Here is a 19057-nt window from a genome sequence, read left to right on the forward strand (position 1 = left end):
TTTTCGGCTTAAGGAAGCCGGGTCACTGTTCAAAAAATGCGGCATGCGAATAAAGAATAAGTCGATTCCACGATCGGCTCCGAGCCCGGGCAGGCATGAGGACGATATGACGAAGGCGGTTCTAGGCATCATTGGCGGATCGGGGGTCTATGATCTTCCGGGGATCGTGGACATGCGCGAGGAGCGCATCGAATCCCCCTGGGGCGAGCCTTCTGACGTTCTGCGCATCGGCCGCATCGGCGAGACGACGGTCGCCTTCCTGCCCCGCCACGGGCGGGGGCACCGGCTTTCGCCCTCCGACATCAACTATCGCGCCAATATCGACGTGATGAAGCGGGCCGGCGTCACCGACCTGATCTCGGTCTCCGCCTGCGGCTCGTTCAAGGACGAGTACTATCCCGGCTTCTTCGTGCTGGTGGATCAGTATGTGGACCGCACGCACAAGCGCGAAAGCTCCTTCTTCGGCAAGGGCTGCGTCGCGCATGTTCCCATGGCCCATCCGGTCGGGCCCCTGCTGCGGCAGCGCATCGCCGATGCGGCGGTGGCCGAGAACATTGCTTTCACCCTGGGCGGCACGCTCGTCTGCATCGAAGGGCCGCAATTCTCGACCTATGCCGAGTCCATGACCTACAAGCAGCTCGGCTACGACGTGATCGGCATGACGGCCATGCCCGAGGCCAAGCTCGCGCGGGAGGCCGAGATCACCTATGCCACCATCGCCATGGTGACCGATTACGATTGCTGGCATCCGGAGCACGACGATGTGGACGTGGCCTCCGTCGTCGCCGTAGCGCATGAGAATGCGACGAAGGTCTCGCGCCTGATCGCCCGGGTGGCCCGAAATTTCCCGGCCGAGCACGAACCATGCCCCGTAGGCTCGGACCGGGCGCTCGACGGCGCCATCATGACGGCGCCTTCCGCCCGTGACCCTGGCGTTCTCAAGAAGCTCGATGCGGTGGCTGGCAGGATTTTGATGGCCTGAGGCGGTCTAGTAGCCCATCATCCAGCCCATGTGGCCAAAGCCGAAGATCGCGCGGAAGATCCAGCCGATCAATGCTAGAATGAAGCTCACGATAATGGCGGCGGGAATGATCGCGAGCGAAGCCTTGACGAAGAAGAGAACTAGGCTTCCAAAGGGAATGTCGATGTCGGTCAGAACGGTTCGAGAGGGTTGCTCGGCCATGGCAGGACTCCTCGGATAAGCTCAACGTCTTCTACCTATGGCAGGCTCAAACATGGACCAGCGTCTCATCACCGATCTGAAGGCCGCGATCCGTTCGATTCCGGACTATCCGAAGCCCGGCATCGTCTTCCGGGACATCACCACCCTGCTCGGGGATGCGCGGGCCTTCCGGCGTGCGGTGGACGAGCTCGTTCACCCCTTCGCGGGCGGGCGTGTCGACAAGGTGGCCGGCATCGAGGCGCGTGGCTTCATTCTCGGCGGCGCCGTCGCCCACCAGCTGTCCTCGGGCTTCGTGCCGATCCGCAAGAAGGGCAAGCTGCCCCACGAGACGGTCCGCATCGCCTATTCGCTCGAATACGGCGTCGACGAGATGGAAATCCATACGGATGCCATCGGCCAGGATGAGCGCGTGGTTCTCGTGGACGACCTCATCGCCACCGGCGGCACGGCGGTGGCGGCCACACAGCTTCTGCGCCAGATGGGCGCGAAGATCGTGGCTGCCTGCTTCATCATCGACCTGCCCGATCTCGGCGGCGCGCAAAAGCTTCGCGACCTGGGCGTCGAGGTTCGCAGCCTCGTGAGCTTCGAGGGGCATTGAGAGCCACTCTCCAAGCCGGGAAGGGCAGGGACATGCAGCAAGATCGGATCCTGGGCGCCCTGGCCTTCCTGCGCGAGGCCGAGAGACTCAAGGACGTCCTCAGGAGCGGGCATACCTCCAGCGGGCGGCGCGAGAGCGTGGCCGAGCACACATGGCGGCTCTGCCTCATGGCCCTCGTCTTCGCGGACGAGCTCGGCGGCATCGACATGGCCAAGCTCCTGAAGCTCTGCATCGTGCACGACCTCGGCGAGGCTATCGGCGGCGACATTCCGGCCGTGATGCAGGACGGCAAGACGGATAAGACGGCCCAGGAGCGGGCGGACCTGATCATCCTGACACAGGCCCTGGATCCGGCAAGGCGAGCAGAGATCCTGGGGCTTTGGGAGGAATACGAGGCGGCGTCCTCGCCGGAGGCCGTTCTCGCGAAGGGCCTCGACAAGCTTGAGACGATCCTCCAGCACAATCAGGGGAAGAACCCCGCCGATTTCGACTATGCCTTCAACCTGGCCTATGGCCGGAGGCAGACTTCCGCGCACGCTTTCCTCGCCCAGGTTCGGGACATCCTCGACGAGGAAACCCGCGCCCGCGCCGCCGATTCACAGCGCACAGGTTGATTGCGACCGGAGAGGCGGGGCCGCTCTCGATCCTTACCGTCTTTCCCAGAACACCATGCCGTCGAAGGCGAAAACCTCCTCGCCGTGCTGGTTGGTGCCGGTGTTGTGGTGGAACACCAGTCCCCAGCCGGGGCGCGAGGCAGAGGGGCGCTTGGACGTCACGGTCGTGCGGTAGGTGATCGTGTCGCCCGCATAGACGGGCTTCAGCCATTTCATGTTCGTGAAGCCGGGGGAGGGGCCCAGCCGCGCCGGCCGCTCGCCGCGGGCAAGGGCATAGGCGCGGATGCGGTCGCGATGCGCCACCATCTGCTTCATCCAAACGCTCGCCGTATGCCAGCCGGAGGCACAGAGCGCGCCGAACAGGCTGGTCCTGGCGGCCTCCGGATCCACATGGAAGCGTTGCGGATCGAACTGCTTCGCGAAGCGAACGATCTCCTCGGCCGTGAAGGTGTATGAACCGAGTTCATCGGTCTCGCCGATGACGAGGTCCTCGAAATAGGGATTGGCGGAAACCGGCGGAAACTCCCGCTTCGGATGGGCGCCGGGCAGGGAATCGGCCACGGCCGCAAGCACGCTGCGGCCCTCGCCCGCAAACGGCTCGGCGTCCTTCGTGGCGAACATCACCCAGTTGGTCTGGGTCATCACGGTCTCGTCCGCCTGGTTGGCCAGGTCGAAATGGAACCGCACGAGGCCGAGCGAGGGCCTGCTCTTGGAGAGCCTGCTTTCCAGAACCTTCATGTGCGAGCGCAGGGTATCCCCGGGCCTGACGGGCTTCAGCCATTTGACCTCTTCGATGCCCGGCGATCCCATGGACGTTGAGTTCAGGATCATGCCTTCGGCGAGCAGGCGCATGTTCAGGCTGCAGCTGTGCCAGCCGGAGGCGATCAGGGTGCCGATGAAGCTGTCCTTCGCCGCGACCTCGTCCACATGGAAGGGCTGGGCGTCGTATTCCCGCGCGAAGGACAGGATATCGTCCTTCGACACGTGGAGGGGGCCGTAGGTCTGGGTCAAGCCTGGGGGCAGATCTTCGAACGTATACATGGGCATTCCTTGCTGGGTCTGCCCTAGCACAAAGGGCCTCCCGCCGGGAGGCCCTTTGCCGCAATGCCGAATTGTCAGGATCAGAGGACGAACCAGCCCTTGCTGAGGTCGAGCGAGCCTTTCAGCTTGATCACGGCTTCCGCCGCCTTGTCGCTGTCGGTGTTGAGATAGACGTAGGTGTAGCCCTTCGTCTTCTCGTAGCGCACCTCGCCGGCCTTGCTGAAGGCCTTCTTGCCGATGAAGGCGAAGTTCTGGTCGCCGATTTTCTTCGTATTCGCGTCGATGGCCCGCAGGTCGATCTTATCGCCGCCGCGTCCGGAGAAGTCGGCGATTGTATCCGCCTTGCTCTTCGAGGAACTCGTCTCCCTGTCGTCAAACGCGAACACATCCTTGCCTGAGCCGCCGGTCAGCGTGTCCGTTCCCGAGCCGCCGATCAGACTGTCGTTGCCGGAGCTGGCGGTGAGCGCGTCGTTGCCGTTGCCGCCGAAGAGATGGTTCGCGCCGATATTCCCGATAAGGGTGTTCGACAGCGCATTGCCGGTCAGATCGATGGCGCTCGTTCCGGAGGCTTGGAGGATCTCGACATCTGCCCCGTCGCCAAGGGCGTAGGATGCGCTCGTGACAACCGTTTCGGTGCCCTGACCCGATGTTTCGACAATGACTTCGCTGCCGTCGTCGACGATATAGGTGTCGTTGCCGAGGCCGCCTGCAAGCGTGTCGGCGCCGCCCGCTCCGTCCAGGATGTTGGCCAATGCGTTGCCGGTGAGTATGTTGGCCAATGCATTGCCGGTCCCTTTCACGGCATTGCCGCGCAAGGTCAGATTCTCCAGATGATCCCCAAAACAAAATCATCTGCTCGACGATGGAGTCATTCGCATCAGCCATGTAGGTGTCGTTTCCGAGGCCGCCTGCAAGCGTGTCGGCGCCGCCCACTCCGTCCAGGATGTTGGCCAATGCGTTGCCGGTGAGGATGTTGGCCAATGCATTGCCGGTCCCTTTCACGGCATTGCCGCGCAAGGTCAGATTCTCCAGATGATCCCCGAGGCTGTAATTGTCGACCAGGGCTTCGACCGTATCGATGCCCCCGTCTTCCTGCTCGACGATGGTGTCGTTTCCATCCACCAGATAGGTGTCATTGCCGCCAAGGCCGCGTAGCGTATCCTCGCCGCCTCCACCATCGAGGCGGTTCGCGCCGGCATTGCCGATCAGATCCTGCGAAAACCCGTTGCCGGTCAGGTTGATCGCCGTCGTGCCGTTCTGGTCCGCCGTGCTCAGGAACTCGATTGAGTGGTCGGCTTGAAGCGCGAAGGACTCTGATGTGTAGACCCTGTCGAAGCCGTTATTGGCGGTTTCGACAATCGTATCGTGGCCATCCACATAGTAGAGGTCGTTGCCTGACCCACCTATCAGGGTGTCGGCTCCGGCGTCGCCATAGAGGCGATCGTTGTCGTCCCCGCCGTCGATGCTGTCATCGCCGCCTCCGCCGCGGATCGTGTCGTCGCCTTTTCCGCCTTCGATTGTATCGCCGAGATCCAGAACCTGCGGCATGAGGCGGTAGATGCTTCCCGTGGCATAGTCCATGGCGTAGATATTACCGTCCGCATCCTGGCCGAACGACGAGATCATTCCCAGGCTTCCGGTGGCACCGCCCGTGAGCAGGCCGGTCAGGTCTGTCCGGATCCAGTTCCCGTTGGCATCCTGGTGGAGGCTCAGGAGCTTGCCGGACATGAAGTCGCCGAAGATGTAGTGCCCTTTCAGCGCCTCGATCGGTCCTTCATAGACATAGCCGCCCGTGACGGAAGCGCCGATGCCGTCGTTCTGGCCGGGGCCGTGATAATAATGATTGATCGGGTTCGTGTACGGCCCCGCCGGGTCCTCCGGGCCATCGTCGTTGGCGTCGTGGTGGCCCCAGCCGTAATTGGCGCCCGCTTTGAGAAGATTGATCTCCTCGTACTCGTTCTCGCCCACGTCGCCGATGAACATGCGGCCCTTCGAGTCGAAGCTGGCGCGCCACGGATTGCGGAAGCCGATGGCGTAAACCGCGCTCTGAGCGAACGTACCGTTCACGCCGTCGAAAGCGGTCGGGTTCGTATCGGGGATCGCGAAGTTCTTGTCGTCGTCATCCGGATAGGCGTCCGCGCCGTCCACATCGATCCGCAGGACCTTGCCGAGCAGGCTGTTCGGATCCTGCGCGACGGCGAACTGATTGCCTTCGCCCGTGGTCATGTAGAGATAGCCGTCCGGCCCGAACCCGATCCAGCCGCCCCGGTGAAGGGAGGATTGCTCGGTATATTCATTGATCCTCAGCACGAGCCTCATGCTGTCCGGATCGATCATGCCATTGGTGAGGGAATACTCCCGCAACTCCGTCTTGCCTTCCAGATTCGAAAGGGTGACGTAGACCTTGTTGTTGCCGTTCTGGCCGAACTGGGGGTGAAAGGCGAGGCCGACGAGGCCTTGCTCGCCTTCGGTATCGATCTGCCCCCGCAGGTCCAGGACCGGGGTCGACTCGATGTCGCCCGTCACGCGACTCATCATCTTGATGAGGCCGGTCTTTTCGAGAACGTAGAGACGATAGGGATCGTTCGGAGCCGAGGTTACATAAGTCGGCTGCTCCAGTCCGGTGTTGAGACGCAACGCGTAAATGCCCAGCCCGCCTTCACCGACGTCCGGATCGTACCCATAGATCTCGTCCGCGTCGTCCGTTCCTGGAATATAGTCCGCGTCGGGAGTGCCGATGATCGCCATGATGAATGCCCCGCTTTGAAAAGTGTTATTTCATTCTATCTGTTGCCGAGGGGCTTCCTTGCGACAACTCTCTGAACGGGGAGGTTCTCTAGCATGGCGTGAAGCAACTGCGCTTCGGGGCTGACGGTCTCACGGAGAGAACTGTCCTGCCGCGTTGTGAGCCATGCGGATCGGTTCCGGCAGGCGATATTTCAGGCAGCAGCGCAGGACGAGTTCGGCCGCCGTAGGGATGTCCGCGAGGTGGCCGGGTGAGATGAACATGGGGTTCTTGGCGGTGCGGGTGCGCAAGGCGACGCCGATGGTCTCCTTCCGGTCGATGAGCGCTGCCGATGAGCCCTTTTCCTCCCCGAGATCGCGATAGCGTCCACAAAGCAGCGTCTTGCCGCAGCCGATGGTGGGGCGCTGCAGCCACAGGCCCATGTGGCTCGCGATGCCGATGCGGCGCGGATGGGCGATGCCCATGCCGTCGAAGAGAAACACATCGGGCGCCGCTTTCAGTTTTTCGAACGCCTCTTCGAGAACGGGGCCCTCGCGAAAGCTGAGCAGGCCGGGAACATAGGGAAAGGGTGTCGGGCGCTGCGCCAGCACGGTCTCCACGGGCTGGAAATCCGGATAGGTGAGAACGACGATGGCGGCCTGCGACTGCTCGTTCTTCACGCTCACATCGACACCGGCCACCAGCTTGACCGCATCGATGTCGATGGGGCGGTCGGCGACGACCTCGGTCCTCAACTGCTGTTGAAGGGCGATGGCCTCGGAAGGGGAGAGATCCCAGCGATGTCGGTGGTGGAGCTGCATACTCAGATCATGAAACCGATGCAGGCTCAACGTTCAAGGCCCGGGAACGATCCCTCTTGACCTGGATCATAGGATCGGCCTCTTTCCGGCGATAGGGAGACGATGGGGCCGCGCCCTGTTCCCGTCGTGAAGGAGATCCGCTTTGGCGCATTCTGCCGCAGGCCGCAGCATTCCGATCGTCAGCCCGGCGGAAGGCGTGACGGAGGCGATGATCCGTGAACTCGTGGAAACCTTCTATGACCGCGTGATCCGCGATCCGGACCTCGGACCCATCTTCCACAAGGCCCTGTCCGGCCGCTGGAGCCGGCATCTGGCGCTGATGGTCGATTTCTGGTCCTCGATCGCCTTGAGGACCGGCCGCTACCAGGGCAAGCCCCAGGCGGCCCATATGGGCATGGATCTCACACCTGAGCTGTTCACGCGCTGGCTTTTTCTGTTCGAGAGAACGGCGAAGGAGATCTGCCCGCCGGATGCGGCGGCCTTTTTCGTGGATCGCGCGCAGCGGATCGCGGACAGCCTCCAGATCGGCCTCGGGATCGGACCGAAGGCGCTGCGGCTGCCGTAAGCCGCGATCAGCGTTCCCACCATTCGAGCTTGTCGTCGCCGCGCTTGGGCAGCAGCGACGAGATGCCGATCATGAGGAACCCGCAGGCCACGAGGATGCCCACGAAGAATTCGGCATTGCCGAGCCCGGGAGAGATGAAACTGTCGAAGAATGCCTGCATGGAACCAGCCTCCATGCAGGCTTTATCTCTGAACGGCCCTGAACGGCCGAAGAAGCCCGCGTTCAGGATTCCGACAGATTGATCAAGTATTGAACCGGAAATGCATGACGTCGCCGTCCTGCACCGTGTATTCCTTGCCTTCGAGCCTCAGCTTGCCCGCATCGCGCGCGCCGGCCTCGCCCTTCAGGGAGACGTAGTCGGCATAGGCGATGGTCTCGGCGCGGATGAAGCCCTTCTCGAAATCCGTATGGATCACACCGGCTGCACCGGGGGCCTTGGTGCCCTTGGTGATGGTCCAGGCGCGGGCTTCCTTCGGGCCGACGGTGAAGTAGGTGATGAGGCCGAGCAGCTCGTAGCCGGCGCGGATGACGCGGTTGAGTCCGGGCTCGGCGAGGCCCACGGCTTCGAGGTATTCCTTCTGCTCCTCGGGAGGCAGAACGGCGATCTCGCTCTCGATCTTGGCGGAGACCACGACGGCCTTGGCACCCTCTTCCTTCGCGCGCTCGAAGACCTTCGCGGAGAAAGCATTGCCCTCGTCGGCGGAGGCCTCTTCCACGTTGCACACATAGAGGACGGGCTTGGAGGAGAGCAGGCCCAGCATCTGGAACAGGCGCTCTTCCTCGGGCTTGCGCTCCACCATGCGGGCAGGCTTGCCGTCGCGCAGCAGCGGCAGGGTGCGGTTGACGAGGTCGAGGGTTTCCTTCGCCTCCTTGTCGTTGCCCTTGGCCTTCTTCTCGAGCGCGGTGACGCGCTTCTCGAGGCTGTCGAGGTCAGCCAGCATCAGCTCGGTCTCGATGGTCTCGATATCGGCGATGGGGTCGATCTTGCCCTCGACATGGGTGATGTCCGTGTCCTCGAAGCAGCGCACCACATGGGCGATGGCGTCCACTTCGCGGATATTGGCGAGGAACTGGTTGCCGAGCCCTTCGCCGCGCGACGCGCCGCGCACGAGGCCTGCGATGTCCACGAAGGTGAGGCGGGTCGGAATGATCTGCGCCGAGCCGGCGATGGCGGAGAGCTGATCGAGGCGCTCGTCCGGCACCGCCACGTCGCCCACGTTGGGCTCGATGGTGCAGAACGGATAGTTCGCAGCCTGCGCCGCTGCGGTCTGCGTCAGCGCGTTGAAGAGGGTGGACTTGCCCACGTTCGGCAGGCCGACGATGCCCATCTTGAAGCCCATGGCCTCACTCCTTTTTTGAGGCGGCCTGTTCCCCAGGCCGTTTCACGTCCGTCCAGCCTCTCGCCTCCATGGCGAGGTGGACCTTGTTCTGGAAGCTGCCGTCCTCACCCTTGGCGAGGAGAGCGGCGTTGTCCGCCACGATGCGGCACAGATCCTCGACCCAGGGCTCTTCCGACTTGCCGAAATCGCCCAGAACGTGGTTCTGCACGAGCGCCTTGTGGCCGGGATGGCCGATGCCGAGGCGCACGCGGCGGTAATCGTTGCCGCAATGGGCCGAGATCGAGCGCAGGCCGTTATGGCCCGCATTGCCGCCGCCGATCTTCACACGCATCTTGGCAGGCGGCAGGTCAAGTTCATCGTAGAAGACCGTGACGTCATGAAGCGGGATCTTGAAGAAGTTCTGCGCTTCTCCGACTGACTGCCCCGATAGGTTCATGAAGGTCAGCGGCTTCAACAGCAGCACCTTCTCGCCGCCGATCACCGCATCCGCCGCTTCGCCCTGAAAGCGCTTGCGCCAGGGACCCGCGTTATGAACGCGCGCAATCTCGTCCACGGCCATGAAACCGATATTGTGGCGGTTTCTGGCATAGCGGGAGCCGGGATTACCAAGGCCGACGAAAAGGCGCATCGCAGGGTATTCTCATAATGAAACGCTCCGGCCTTGCGGTCGGAGCGTTGAAGCCTGTCAATGGGCTTGAACGCCCGATGAGGCCCGATTAAGCGGCGGTGCCTTCAGCAGCCGGAGCAGCTTCCTCGGCCATGCCGGTCGGGGCTACGACGGTGACGAGGGTTAGGTTCTCAGTGGAGGCCGCCTTGGCGCCCTTCGGCAGCTTGATGTCCGCGAGGTGGACGGAGGAGCCGATGTTCAGGTCGGCAACCGAAACTTCGATGAAGTCCGGAATTGCATCAGAGGGAACGAGCAGTTCCACGGTGTGCTCGACGATCTGGAGAGCGCCGCCGCGCTTCAGGCCCGCAGACTTCTCCTGGTCGACCACGTGCACCGGCACCACGACCTTGATCGCCTGACCGGCGGCAAGGCGCAGGAAGTCGACGTGCACGGGGAAGTCACGCACCGGGTCGAGCTGGTAGTCGCGCGGAATGGCGCGGACCTTCTTGCCGTCCACGTCGATCTCGAAGATCGTGGTCAGGAAGTGGCCGGCGAAAATCAGCTGCTTGGTCTGGTTGAAGTCGAGGGCGATCGCCTGGGCCGGCTGACCGGCTCCGTAGATGACGGCGGGAACCTGGCCCTGGCGACGAACGGCCCGGGCGGCCCCCTTGCCGCTCCGGTCGCGCGCCACGGCCTTGATTTGCTTTACTTCGCTCATGGTCGTGGTCCTGTAAATCGAGTTGAAAAACCGATGGCCGCCTTAAGGCGGCCATGAGGTCCGCGCCCGTGCCTCCAAGGGTGTCGAGCGGGCGCGAGGCGGCTTATAGAGAAGAACAGCCCGGAATGCAACAAGTTGGCGGCCGGTTCGGCATCGGACTCGGAACCGGTGGGGCGGCGGATCGACTTATGCGAAGGGTTGTGTGGCCCCGATCGTCAGTGCGAGCTTCCTCAGGAGAGACGCGAGCTGCGACTGCTCATCCTCGGTCAATCCCGCAAGCATCGCCGCCTCGATGGCCATGTCCTCGCGGAAGGCGTCGCCTGCGCAGCGGATTCCCTGCTCCGTGAGTTCCACCGGGAGGCTGCGGCCATCGCCCTCGGCAGCCACCCTTCTGATCAGCCCGGCCTTCTCGAGACGGTTCAGCCGGTCCGTCAGGCCGCCCGAGGAGATCATCAGAGCCCGGAACAGCTCCGTCGGGCGAAGCCGGTAGGGCGGCCCGGAGCGGAGGAGGGAGAAGAGGACATCGGCCTCTCCGCTGTCGAGCCCATGGCGCTTGAAGACCGCCTCGATGGGCGGTCGGGCCGTCAGCGTGATCCAGCGCGCCCGGCCCAGGATGGCCATGCCCCGCGTATCGACATCGGGAAGTTCCGCCTGCCACTGCGCGCGGCGTTCATCCGTTCCATCCTGGGCAGGAGGTGCTTGGCGGGCAGTCTTTTGTCTTGACATCGAGATAAAAACCCGTTTATCTTTACATCAAGATAAATCATCCTTTCGTCCGTCGCAACGCAGTCGATGCCTCGCGGGGTTCGCGTCGGCGCAAAAACTCCGTCGCATCGGCAGGTGGAGGGGTTCCATGACCGCATCGCGCCTCTCCGTCGCCACGGAATCCGCCATCGCCCTTTTGGGAATATGCGGGCTTCTCTTTGCTAGCCGCATCATGATGTCCAAGATGGCTCTGTCGGCGGGCATCCAGCCTTTCCAGCTGGGCGCCTTCGCCAATCTGGGCGCAGGGCTGTGCCTTCTGCCATGGCTTGTTGTTACCCGTCAGCGGATCCCGATGGCACCCGAGCACCTGGCGCTCTACGGCATCTTGGGCATCGTCAGCTTCGCGGTGCCGACGGTGCTGTCCTACTTCGTGGTCGACCGGGTCGGGCCTGCCTATACCTCGATCGTCTATTGCCTCTCGCCGCTGCTCACCATGAGCTTCGCGGCCGGGATCGGATTCGAGCGCATGTTCCTGCGCCGCTTCCTCGGAATCGTGCTCGGCTTTGTCGGGATGATCGCGCTCGTTCAGCAGCAGATTTTGAAGATCGATGTCGATCAGCCCCTTTGGGTGGCGCTCGGCCTGGTGATCCCGGTCTGCGCCGCCTCGGGCAATATCGTCCGCTCGGCCTGGTGGCCGAAGGGCACCTCGGCGCTCGCCTTCTCGTGTGGGGCGTCGTTCAGCTCGGCTGTGCTGGTGGCGTTGATGGCGCCTGCCTTCGAGGCGCCCCAGAACTGGCAGTTCGACGCCCCGGCAGTGTCATGGATCCTGACCATGGCCGCGATGTCCGCCGCGTCCCAGCTGATGAACTTCCGTCTGCAGCAGATCGCAGGGCCGGTGGTGTTCAGTCAGATCGGCTATTGGGGAACGGGCTTCGGTGTGCTGCTCGCCGCCCTTCTTTTCGGGGACGTGCTGACCGCGTCATCCTTCGCGGGGCTCGTCTGCATCATGGGCGGTGGGATTCTCGCCAACCGCCGGAAGACATCCTGACGCAACAACGCCTGACGCGGTCAACCCCCGGCCTGGAGCGATGGCCGCGGCTGCGATCAGTCGAACAGGCTCGACACCGAGCTTTCCGTCGCCGTGCGGGCGATGGCTTCGCCCATGAGGGAAGCGATGCTGATGACGCGGATGTTGTGGGCCGCCTTCACCGCCTCGGTCGGCAGGATGGAATCGGTGATCACGAGTTCCTTCAGGCGGGAGCTCGCGATGCGGGCGACCGCGCCGCCGGAGAGCACGCCGTGGGTGATGTAGGCATAGACCTCCTTCGCGCCGTTGGCGAGGAGGGCGTCGGCGGCGTTCACCAGGGTGCCGCCGGAATCGACGATATCGTCCACGAGGATGCAGGAGCGGCCCGAGACGTCGCCGATGATGTTCATGACTTCCGACTCACCGGGACGCTCACGGCGCTTGTCGACGATGGCGAGCTGGGCGTCGATGCGCTTGGCGAGCGCGCGGGCGCGCACCACGCCACCCACGTCCGGGGAGACCACCATGCGGTTGCCGCCGTCGAGGCGTTCCTTGATGTCGCGCGCCAGGGTGGGGGCGGAGAACAGGTTGTCGGTGGGGATGTCGAAGAAGCCCTGGATCTGTCCGGCATGGAGATCCAGCGTCAGCACGCGGTCCACGCCCGCATGGGTGATGAGATTGGCCACGAGCTTGGCCGAGATCGGCGTGCGGCCCGACATGCGCCGGTCCTGCCGCGCATAGCCGAAATAGGGCACCACCGCCGTGATGCGCCTCGCCGAAGAGCGTCGCAGCGCATCCGTGATGATCAGGAGTTCCATGAGATGGTCGTTCGTGGGGAACGAGGTCGACTGGATCACGAACACGTCCTCGCCGCGCACGTTCTCCTGGATCTCGACGAACACCTCCATGTCCGCGAACCGCTTCACCTGGGCCTTGGCCAGGGGAATATTGAGATAGGCGGAGATGGCCTCCGCCAGCGGACGATTGGAATTTCCCGCAACGAGCTTCATGAAAGCAACTTTGGCTTTGTGTGACCGATAGCGCCCGCTGCGCAACGCCTTGATCCCTGCGCTGCCGGGCGCAAGGCTCTTAGCAGCGATGGGCAACCCTCACAATACGCGGAACGGACTTTGATCGTTTCCGCGCCGGATTGTTGCCATGCAATCACTGCATTGCAACTTTGTTTTCGTCGTCCTCGCCCGCGGCCGGCTGAGCCTCCGCCGTCTGCAGGGGAGCATCGGCCATGGCCGGGACATCGGATGCGGCGGGCTCGGACTTGGAGGCGCTCAGGAACCGGGCGATCTCGTCCATGCTGGCCTGCGCCAGCTTGGCGAGGGCTTCCTTGTCGAGGCTCGAGATCGAGGAGGCCGGGACCGGGCGCGAGCCTTCGAGGCGCTTGGCCCGGCGCTTCTGGGAATCGAACACGTCCCAGACATAGGCCAGCCGGGTCTCCCCGTCCTCCGTCGAGGTGGAGAGATAGCCGCGAACCCGGTAGCGCGCCTCGGCGGTGGCGCCCACGAGCTCGACCTTGCGGTCGGTGGCGGCATTCGCCAGCTCGTCGGCCAGCGCGGTGCGGATCGGGGCAGGCGCGCCGTCGATGCTCTCGAGGGCGACGGGAATGCCTTCGGGCGAGCCGCTAAAGGAACTCTGGCAGGCTCCCAGAGCCGCCGTCAGCATGATTGCGGCAAGCCGCCCCGCACGCGTCATCCCTGTCATTGGAGAGCCCCGTTCTTGTTCTTCGTAACGAAGTTTTAAGCTTAACGGAGCCCGGCGTCCAGATCAGCCGCGCTGGCGCAGCCGGATGGCCAGGAAATCGAGGCCCAGCGAGACGAGGCCCGCCGTGAGCCCCCAGAAGGCCGAGCCGATTCCGAAGAGCGTGAGGCCGGAGGCGGTGACCGCGAGGGTCACGATGGCGGGGAAGATCTTGGAGCCTTCGGACAGAGCGGAGCCCAGGGCGCCCGCGAAGGCGCCCATCAGGGCCAGCCCCGCGACGGTCTTGATCAGTTCGGGCGGCAGTGCCGCGATCAGGCCGATTAGCGTCGCGCTGAAGGCGGCGAAGATCACGTAGGTCAGGGCGTAGAACGGCCCGACCATCCAGCGTTTGGCCGGGTCGGGATGGGTATCGGGCCCGGTGCAGATCGCTGCGGAAATGGCCGCCAGATTGCTCGTATGGGCGCCGAAGAACGCGGTCGCCACGGATGCGAGCCCGGTCACGGCCAGGATCGGCCGGGCAGATGGCCGGTAGCCGGACGCCTTGAGCACGGCGAGGCCCGGCAGGTTCTGGGACGCCATCGTCACGAGAAAGAGCGGCAATCCGAGGCCGATCAGGGCGGCAGGCTCGAAGGCGGGCCGGATGAAGGTGAGGGACGAGAGGCTGAAATCGGAGGCCGGCGGCCGGGCGAGGCCGCCGCCGAAGGCGATCCCGAGCCCGACGAACAGCACGGCCAGCACGGCGAGGGCCGGGTTGAAGAGCCGCACCACGAGGAAGATGCCGACGAGGGGCAGGACGAGGCCAGGCGCGCCTTGCGCACTCTGGAAGACCCCGACGACGAACTGAAGCAGCACGCCCGCCAGCATGGCGGCGGCGATGGAGGTGGGAATGCGCTCGATCAGTCGCCCGAACGGCTTGATGAAGGCCGCCAGCATGATGAGGCCCCCGGCGAGCAGGAAGGAGCCGACCGCCGCATGGATCGAGATCCCGGTCGAGGCCGCAATGAGAGCCGCGCCGGGCGTCGACCAGGCCGTGACCACCGGCATCCGGCACCGGACGCTCAGATAGCCGCTGGTCGCAGCCATGGAGAGGCACAGGGCGGCGACCCAGGAGGAGGTCTGCGCCGCATCGGCACCCACGGCCTGGGCCGCGGCGATGATGAGGGCGATCGTGCTGCCGAACCCGACCAAGGCCGCGACGACGGCTGACGTTACGATCGACAGGCGCATGATCCCCTCCGTCCTTGTCCTTTGAGCTTCGCGGTTTAGACCGAACGGAGGGGATGCGCCAGTTTCCTTAGCGGCACTTTCCTCCCGACTCCGGAGCCCTTAAATCTCCCTCATGAATCGCAATACCACCAACGACGTCCCGCCGGACATTCTGGACAACGAGGAAGAGGATGAGGCCGTAGCCGTCGAAAGCGGCTCCGATGTCGAGTTCGACCTGGAGGCCCATCCCGGTTCGGTCCAGCGCGGGACCGAGGTGATCCGGCATTTCTGGGCAACGCTTCCCAATGCGCCGGGCGTCTATCGCATGCTCGATATGAAGGGCGACGTGCTTTACGTCGGCAAGGCGAAGAGCCTGAAGAGCCGCGTGGGCTCCTATGCGCGCGGCCAGGCGCATTCCAACCGCATCGCCCGGATGATCGCCGAAACCTCGTCAATGGAGTTCGTCACCACGGCGACGGAAACCGAGGCGCTGCTCCTCGAGGCCAATCTCATCAAGCAGCTCAAGCCCCGCTACAACGTGCTTCTGCGGGACGACAAGTCGCTTCCCTATATCCTGCTCACCGCCGATCACGAGGCGCCCCAGCTCGTGAAGCATCGCGGCGCGAGAAAGCGCAAGGGCGATTACTACGGGCCCTTCGCCAGCGTCTGGGCCGTCAACCGCACCATCAATGCGCTTCAGCGCGCGTTTCTCCTGCGCTCCTGCAACGACAGCTATTTCGAGAACCGCACGCGGCCCTGCCTGCTCTTCCAGATCAAGCGCTGCTCCGGCCCCTGCACAAACGAGATCTCGCACGAGGATTACGCCGAGCTCGTGTCCGAGGCGCGCGCGTTTCTCTCGGGCAAGTCCACGGCGGTGAAGCAGCGCATCACGGAAGAGATGCAGGCCGCCGCGGAAGAACTCGAATTCGAGCGCGCCGCACGCTGCCGCGACCGCCTGGCCGCGCTGTCGGCCATCCAGGGCGTGCAGGGCATCAACACGCAATCGGTGGAGGAGGCGGACGTCTTCGCGCTCGACGAGCAGGCGGGGCAGTTCTGCGTGGAGGTCTTCTTCTTCCGCAACTGGCAGAACTGGGGCAACCGCGCCTATTTCCCGAAGGCCGACAAATCCATGAGCCGCGAGGAGGTGCTGGGTTCCTTCCTGGCGCAGTTCTACGACGACAAGCCCGCGCCCCGCCTCATCCTGCTCTCCCACGAGATCGAGGATGCGGAGCTGATGGCGGCGGCGCTTTCGACGCGGGCCGAGGCCAAGGTTGAGATCCATGTTGCGCAGCGCGGCGAGCGGCGTCAGCTGATCGACTACGTTCTGCGCAATGCCCGGGAGGCCCTGGGACGGCGGCTTGCGGACACCTCCTCGCAGCAGAAGCTCCTCGTCTCCCTCGGCCAGGCCTTCGGGTTGCCGAGGACGCCCCGGCGCGTGGAGATCTACGACAACTCGCACATCATGGGCACCAATGCGGTGGGGGCGATGGTGGTGGCCGGTCCCGGCGGCTTCATGAAGCAGCACTACCGCACCTTCAACATGAAATCCGAGGATCTGAAGCCGGGCGACGATTACGGGATGATGCGCGAGATGCTGCAGCGCCGCTTCGCCCGTCTGGTCAAGGAGGAGCCCAGAGGACCGGACGGAGGCGGCGCGGCGAACGATGACGATGCGTTCCCGGCCTGGCCAGATCTCGTCCTCATCGACGGCGGCAAGGGGCAGCTCGAAGCCGCGCGTCAGGCGCTGGCGGAGGTGGGCGTTGGCGAGGACGACGTGACCCTGATCGGGATCGCCAAGGGGCGGGACCGCGACGCCGGGCGCGAGACCTTCTTCAAGCCTGGCCAGCCGCCCTTCAAGATGCCGCCGCGGGACCCCGCGCTCTATTTCGTGCAGCGCCTGCGCGACGAGGCCCATCGCTTCGCCATCGGGTCGCACCGGGCCAAGCGCAAGCGCGAGATGGTGAAGAACCCGCTCGACGAAATTCCGGGCATCGGGCCCACGCGAAAGCGGGCGCTCCTGCACCATTTCGGAACCGTCAAGGCGATCCAGCGCGCGGCCCTGGAGGATCTCATGAAAGCTCCGGGCGTGAACGCCGCCACAGCCCGCGCCGTCTATGACTTTTTCCACGAGCGGGGGTAAGTTCCCCTGCGCCAGGGCAGGGATCACGTCGGCGTGACGGGCCGCAATTCCGGCCCTGCGCAATTGACGGATCGTGCGTCGTCATGCTTCCTGCGGGTGATATGAAATCTGCTCCTTCCCTGGGCCGCTCGAAGGCCTTCAACCTTGCGAACATGCTGACCTACGGTCGGCTTGTGGCGGTTCCAGCCGTGGTCGGACTCCTGTTCTGGCCCGAGGATCACTGGTCCCGGTGGTTTGCCCTTCTGGTCTTCGCGCTCGCGGCGATCACCGATTACCTCGACGGCTACGTGGCGCGCACCTTCGCGCAGCAATCGGCCCTGGGCCGCATGCTCGATCCGATCGCGGACAAGCTTCTGGTCGCCGCGTCCCTCCTCATGCTGGTGGCCGACGGAACGATTCATGGCTGGGCGCTCTGGGCCGCCATCGTGATCCTGTGCCGCGAGATCCTGGTCTCGGGACTGCGGGAATTCCTGGCCGAGCTGAAGGTCAGCGTGCCGGTCAGCCGGGTCGCCAAGTGGAAGACCACGCTCCAGCTCGTGGCGTTGGGCTTCCTGATCGCTGGGCCCGCCGGCGAGACGGTTCTGCCGAACAACACCCTGATCGGCACGGTCCTGCTCTGGATCGCCGCGATCCTGACGATCTATACGGGCTGGGACTACTTCAAGAACGGCATCCACCATCTCATGGACGAGGGCTAGATCCCATGAAGCTCGTCTATTTCGCCTGGGTTCGGGAACGGGTCGGCAAGACGGACGAGCAGGTGGAGGTGCCCGATGGGGTCCTCACCGTCGCCGACCTGGTGCGCTGGCTCAAGGGCAGGGGCGAGGAATACGAACATGCCTTCGAGAACGAGGGCATCGTCCGCGCCGCCATCGACCATGTCCATGCGAAGCCCGAGGCCCGGATCACCGGGGCGCGGGAGATCGCCTTCTTCCCCCCGATGACGGGAGGCTAGCTCTTTCCCGGAGCTGCAACGCCATGGCCTTCACCATCCGCATCCAAGCCGAGCCCTTCGACACCGCCGCCGAGACGGCGTCCCTGACCGGGGGAAGGGCGGATATCGGCGCGGTCGTGGCCTTTACCGGCCTGTGCCGCGACGAGGGCGGGCGGCTGGCCGCGCTCGAGCTCGAGCATTATCCGGGCATGGCGGAGGCCGAGATCGGCCGCATCGCGGCGCAGGCCGAAACCCGCTGGCCGCTGCTCGGCCTCACGATCGTCCACCGGTTCGGCAGGATCCTGCCGGGTGATGAGATCGTGCTGGTTCTCGCCGCCAGCGCCCATCGCCAGGCGGCCTTCGAGGCCGCCGCGTTCCTGATGGACTACCTGAAGACCCACGCCCCGTTCTGGAAGCGCGAGCACCTCAAGGACGGCACGGTCGGGGCCTGGGTCGAGGCCAAGGAGGCCGACGACCGGGCCACGGAACGGTGGGGCCACGCCCCCGCTTGACGCAGGACAGGGGCAGGAGGACCATTCCGCGTACAACAGGACGCGGAGGTGCCCCATGCGCAGCGTCGTTGTCGTTCTCGGCTTGATGGTGCCGCTTTCCGCCGGAGCCCACGAGAGGCCTGTGCCTCAAACGGTCCAGCTGCCCGATCACAACCCTCTCGATTGCTATTGCCGGGCTGGAGGCAAGAGGTTCGCCCCGGGCGAGAAGGTCTGCCTGCGGACCGCCGAAGGGCCGAGGCTGGCCCAGTGCCGGATGGAGATCAACGTGATGTCCTGGGGCGTCACGGAAGTTCCATGTCCCGAGTCATGAAATCGCCGCCGGAGATGCGGCGGCGTGAGAGACCGTGAAGACCGGCTCCTGTCTCGGGGAGGGGGCTGGATGGCCTTACAGAAGGCCGGTCACGACGGCGAGAATGAAGGAGGAGGACACGCAGACGGCCGCAATGTTGAATTTGGACGTCCAGTCGAGTTTCGATGTCAGGTTCATCGCTGCCCCCCTTTCTCCTTCGAGGGTTGAGGTCCCTCTCTGAATGGATAGGGAGGCTATCAAAGCAATTCTCTCCTGAGAAGATCCCCGAAGAGGTAGAATCGAGCCGATTTCGATTGAA

Annotated in this window: 22 protein-coding genes and 2 pseudogenes; 10 read left to right on the forward strand and 14 right to left on the reverse strand. The window is 64.3% G+C overall.

Going from position 1 to position 19057, the window contains the following annotated elements:
• Positions 1-106: 106 nt before the first annotated feature.
• Positions 107-982 carry an S-methyl-5'-thioadenosine phosphorylase gene (locus L879_RS0103540; protein ID WP_027314901.1) on the forward strand — a complete coding sequence of 292 codons (876 nt, stop codon included), beginning with the start codon at positions 107-109 and terminating at the stop codon, positions 980-982.
• Between the two features lie 6 nt (positions 983-988).
• Here the strand turns inward: L879_RS0103540 and L879_RS0103545 are convergent, their stop codons facing one another.
• Complete coding sequence (locus L879_RS0103545; RefSeq protein WP_027314902.1) at positions 989-1183, reverse strand: hypothetical protein; 195 nt, start codon at positions 1181-1183, stop codon at positions 989-991.
• Positions 1184-1235: 52 nt separating this feature from the next.
• Here L879_RS0103545 and L879_RS0103550 point away from each other — a divergent pair, with 52 nt between their 5' ends.
• Both L879_RS0103550 and L879_RS0103555 read left to right on the forward strand, forming a co-directional pair.
• On the forward strand, positions 1236-1781 hold the full coding sequence (locus L879_RS0103550; protein WP_027314903.1) for an adenine phosphoribosyltransferase: 546 nt from the start codon (positions 1236-1238) through the stop codon (positions 1779-1781).
• Between the two features lie 32 nt (positions 1782-1813).
• The gene (locus L879_RS0103555) at positions 1814-2395 is read left to right on the forward strand and encodes an HD domain-containing protein (protein WP_027314904.1); all 582 of its coding nucleotides are present in this window, start codon (positions 1814-1816) and stop codon (positions 2393-2395) included.
• 33 nt (positions 2396-2428) lie between these two features.
• On the opposite strand, the gene L879_RS0103560 is transcribed toward L879_RS0103555, so the two are convergent.
• The 5 genes and pseudogenes from L879_RS0103560 to nfi form a co-directional block, all read right to left on the reverse strand.
• The gene (locus tag L879_RS0103560; RefSeq protein WP_368086304.1) at positions 2429-3436 is read right to left on the reverse strand and encodes a MaoC family dehydratase; all 1008 of its coding nucleotides are present in this window, start codon (positions 3434-3436) and stop codon (positions 2429-2431) included.
• Positions 3437-3516: 80 nt separating this feature from the next.
• Entirely contained in the window at positions 3517-3822 is a 306-nt protein-coding gene (locus tag L879_RS24160; protein WP_027314906.1) for a M10 family metallopeptidase C-terminal domain-containing protein, read from the reverse strand.
• Positions 3823-3867: 45 nt separating this feature from the next.
• Positions 3868-4236 (reverse strand): annotated as a pseudogene (locus tag L879_RS24560) (calcium-binding protein); the annotation flags it as partial.
• A gap of 100 nt (positions 4237-4336) precedes the next feature.
• A pseudogene (locus tag L879_RS24165) lies at positions 4337-6184 on the reverse strand (PQQ-dependent sugar dehydrogenase); the annotation flags it as partial.
• A gap of 129 nt (positions 6185-6313) precedes the next feature.
• Positions 6314-6982, reverse strand: coding sequence for a deoxyribonuclease V (gene nfi / locus L879_RS0103575; protein ID WP_027314907.1), 669 nt, complete (start codon positions 6980-6982; stop codon positions 6314-6316).
• A 142-nt stretch (positions 6983-7124) separates the two neighbouring features.
• Here nfi and L879_RS0103580 point away from each other — a divergent pair, with 142 nt between their 5' ends.
• Positions 7125-7547, forward strand: a complete 423-nt coding sequence (locus L879_RS0103580; protein ID WP_027314908.1) for a group III truncated hemoglobin — start codon at positions 7125-7127, stop codon at positions 7545-7547.
• 7 nt (positions 7548-7554) lie between these two features.
• Here the strand turns inward: L879_RS0103580 and L879_RS23490 are convergent, their stop codons facing one another.
• The 5 genes from L879_RS23490 to L879_RS20305 form a co-directional block, all read right to left on the reverse strand.
• Complete coding sequence (locus L879_RS23490) at positions 7555-7707, reverse strand: hypothetical protein (protein ID WP_154664067.1); 153 nt, start codon at positions 7705-7707, stop codon at positions 7555-7557.
• Positions 7708-7789: 82 nt separating this feature from the next.
• Positions 7790-8887, reverse strand: coding sequence for a redox-regulated ATPase YchF (ychF, locus tag L879_RS0103590; protein ID WP_027314909.1), 1098 nt, complete (start codon positions 8885-8887; stop codon positions 7790-7792).
• A 4-nt stretch (positions 8888-8891) separates the two neighbouring features.
• Positions 8892-9515, reverse strand: coding sequence for an aminoacyl-tRNA hydrolase (pth, locus tag L879_RS0103595; protein WP_027314910.1), 624 nt, complete (start codon positions 9513-9515; stop codon positions 8892-8894).
• Positions 9516-9603: 88 nt separating this feature from the next.
• Positions 9604-10212, reverse strand: coding sequence for a 50S ribosomal protein L25/general stress protein Ctc (locus L879_RS0103600; protein ID WP_027314911.1), 609 nt, complete (start codon positions 10210-10212; stop codon positions 9604-9606).
• A gap of 186 nt (positions 10213-10398) precedes the next feature.
• Positions 10399-10938 carry a MarR family winged helix-turn-helix transcriptional regulator gene (locus tag L879_RS20305; RefSeq protein ID WP_035458612.1) on the reverse strand — a complete coding sequence of 180 codons (540 nt, stop codon included), beginning with the start codon at positions 10936-10938 and terminating at the stop codon, positions 10399-10401.
• Positions 10939-11065: 127 nt separating this feature from the next.
• Between L879_RS20305 and L879_RS0103610 the strand changes: the two genes are divergently transcribed.
• On the forward strand, positions 11066-11965 hold the full coding sequence (locus tag L879_RS0103610) for a DMT family transporter (RefSeq protein WP_027314912.1): 900 nt from the start codon (positions 11066-11068) through the stop codon (positions 11963-11965).
• Positions 11966-12021: 56 nt separating this feature from the next.
• Here L879_RS0103610 and L879_RS0103615 read toward each other — a convergent pair whose 3' ends face one another.
• The 3 genes from L879_RS0103615 to L879_RS0103625 all read right to left on the reverse strand — a co-directional run bounded on the left by L879_RS0103615 (position 12022) and on the right by L879_RS0103625 (position 14884).
• Positions 12022-12954 (reverse strand): ribose-phosphate pyrophosphokinase, encoded by a 933-nt coding sequence (locus L879_RS0103615; RefSeq protein ID WP_027314913.1) that lies wholly within the window; start codon positions 12952-12954, stop codon positions 12022-12024.
• 154 nt (positions 12955-13108) lie between these two features.
• Positions 13109-13660 (reverse strand): hypothetical protein, encoded by a 552-nt coding sequence (locus L879_RS22545; RefSeq protein ID WP_154664068.1) that lies wholly within the window; start codon positions 13658-13660, stop codon positions 13109-13111.
• A 63-nt stretch (positions 13661-13723) separates the two neighbouring features.
• Complete coding sequence (locus L879_RS0103625; RefSeq protein WP_027314915.1) at positions 13724-14884, reverse strand: benzoate/H(+) symporter BenE family transporter; 1161 nt, start codon at positions 14882-14884, stop codon at positions 13724-13726.
• Between the two features lie 112 nt (positions 14885-14996).
• Here L879_RS0103625 and uvrC point away from each other — a divergent pair, with 112 nt between their 5' ends.
• The 5 genes from uvrC (at position 14997) to L879_RS20315 (ending at position 18759) form a co-directional block, all read left to right on the forward strand.
• Positions 14997-17003: an excinuclease ABC subunit UvrC gene (gene uvrC / locus L879_RS0103630; RefSeq protein WP_027314916.1), complete on the forward strand. Its 2007-nt coding sequence runs from the start codon at positions 14997-14999 to the stop codon at positions 17001-17003.
• 101 nt (positions 17004-17104) lie between these two features.
• Positions 17105-17701 (forward strand): CDP-diacylglycerol--glycerol-3-phosphate 3-phosphatidyltransferase, encoded by a 597-nt coding sequence (pgsA, locus tag L879_RS0103635; RefSeq protein WP_027314917.1) that lies wholly within the window; start codon positions 17105-17107, stop codon positions 17699-17701.
• Between the two features lie 5 nt (positions 17702-17706).
• Positions 17707-17958: a molybdopterin converting factor subunit 1 gene (gene moaD, locus L879_RS0103640; RefSeq protein WP_027314918.1), complete on the forward strand. Its 252-nt coding sequence runs from the start codon at positions 17707-17709 to the stop codon at positions 17956-17958.
• 23 nt (positions 17959-17981) lie between these two features.
• Entirely contained in the window at positions 17982-18449 is a 468-nt protein-coding gene (locus L879_RS0103645) for a molybdenum cofactor biosynthesis protein MoaE (RefSeq protein ID WP_027314919.1), read from the forward strand.
• 55 nt (positions 18450-18504) lie between these two features.
• Positions 18505-18759 carry a hypothetical protein gene (locus tag L879_RS20315; protein WP_035458616.1) on the forward strand — a complete coding sequence of 85 codons (255 nt, stop codon included), beginning with the start codon at positions 18505-18507 and terminating at the stop codon, positions 18757-18759.
• The last annotated feature ends 298 nt before the right edge of the window (positions 18760-19057 follow it).

The organism is Microvirga flocculans ATCC BAA-817 (assembly GCF_000518665.1).
GTDB lineage: Bacteria > Pseudomonadota > Alphaproteobacteria > Rhizobiales > Beijerinckiaceae > Microvirga > Microvirga flocculans.

Excerpts from the sequence above, each read along its gene's own strand:
- uvrC (WP_027314916.1), top strand. The coding sequence starts at position 14,997 with ATGAATCGCAATACCACCAACGACGTCCCGCCGGACATTCTGGACAAC.
- L879_RS0103550 (WP_027314903.1), top strand. The coding sequence starts at position 1,236 with ATGGACCAGCGTCTCATCACCGATCTGAAGGCCGCGATCCGTTCGATT.
- L879_RS0103625 (WP_027314915.1), bottom strand. The coding sequence starts at position 14,884 with ATGCGCCTGTCGATCGTAACGTCAGCCGTCGTCGCGGCCTTGGTCGGG.
- L879_RS20305 (WP_035458612.1), bottom strand. The coding sequence starts at position 10,938 with ATGTCAAGACAAAAGACTGCCCGCCAAGCACCTCCTGCCCAGGATGGA.
- moaD (WP_027314918.1), top strand. The coding sequence starts at position 17,707 with ATGAAGCTCGTCTATTTCGCCTGGGTTCGGGAACGGGTCGGCAAGACG.
- pgsA (WP_027314917.1), top strand. The coding sequence starts at position 17,105 with ATGAAATCTGCTCCTTCCCTGGGCCGCTCGAAGGCCTTCAACCTTGCG.
- L879_RS0103610 (WP_027314912.1), top strand. The coding sequence starts at position 11,066 with ATGACCGCATCGCGCCTCTCCGTCGCCACGGAATCCGCCATCGCCCTT.
- L879_RS0103645 (WP_027314919.1), top strand. The coding sequence starts at position 17,982 with ATGGCCTTCACCATCCGCATCCAAGCCGAGCCCTTCGACACCGCCGCC.
- L879_RS0103600 (WP_027314911.1), bottom strand. The coding sequence starts at position 10,212 with ATGAGCGAAGTAAAGCAAATCAAGGCCGTGGCGCGCGACCGGAGCGGC.
- L879_RS0103540 (WP_027314901.1), top strand. The coding sequence starts at position 107 with ATGACGAAGGCGGTTCTAGGCATCATTGGCGGATCGGGGGTCTATGAT.
- L879_RS22545 (WP_154664068.1), bottom strand. The coding sequence starts at position 13,660 with ATGACAGGGATGACGCGTGCGGGGCGGCTTGCCGCAATCATGCTGACG.
- L879_RS0103545 (WP_027314902.1), bottom strand. The coding sequence starts at position 1,183 with ATGGCCGAGCAACCCTCTCGAACCGTTCTGACCGACATCGACATTCCC.
- nfi (WP_027314907.1), bottom strand. The coding sequence starts at position 6,982 with ATGCAGCTCCACCACCGACATCGCTGGGATCTCTCCCCTTCCGAGGCC.
- ychF (WP_027314909.1), bottom strand. The coding sequence starts at position 8,887 with ATGGGCTTCAAGATGGGCATCGTCGGCCTGCCGAACGTGGGCAAGTCC.
- L879_RS0103560 (WP_368086304.1), bottom strand. The coding sequence starts at position 3,436 with ATGTATACGTTCGAAGATCTGCCCCCAGGCTTGACCCAGACCTACGGC.
- L879_RS20315 (WP_035458616.1), top strand. The coding sequence starts at position 18,505 with ATGCGCAGCGTCGTTGTCGTTCTCGGCTTGATGGTGCCGCTTTCCGCC.
- pth (WP_027314910.1), bottom strand. The coding sequence starts at position 9,515 with ATGCGCCTTTTCGTCGGCCTTGGTAATCCCGGCTCCCGCTATGCCAGA.
- L879_RS0103615 (WP_027314913.1), bottom strand. The coding sequence starts at position 12,954 with ATGAAGCTCGTTGCGGGAAATTCCAATCGTCCGCTGGCGGAGGCCATC.
- L879_RS0103555 (WP_027314904.1), top strand. The coding sequence starts at position 1,814 with ATGCAGCAAGATCGGATCCTGGGCGCCCTGGCCTTCCTGCGCGAGGCC.
- L879_RS23490 (WP_154664067.1), bottom strand. The coding sequence starts at position 7,707 with ATGCAGGCATTCTTCGACAGTTTCATCTCTCCCGGGCTCGGCAATGCC.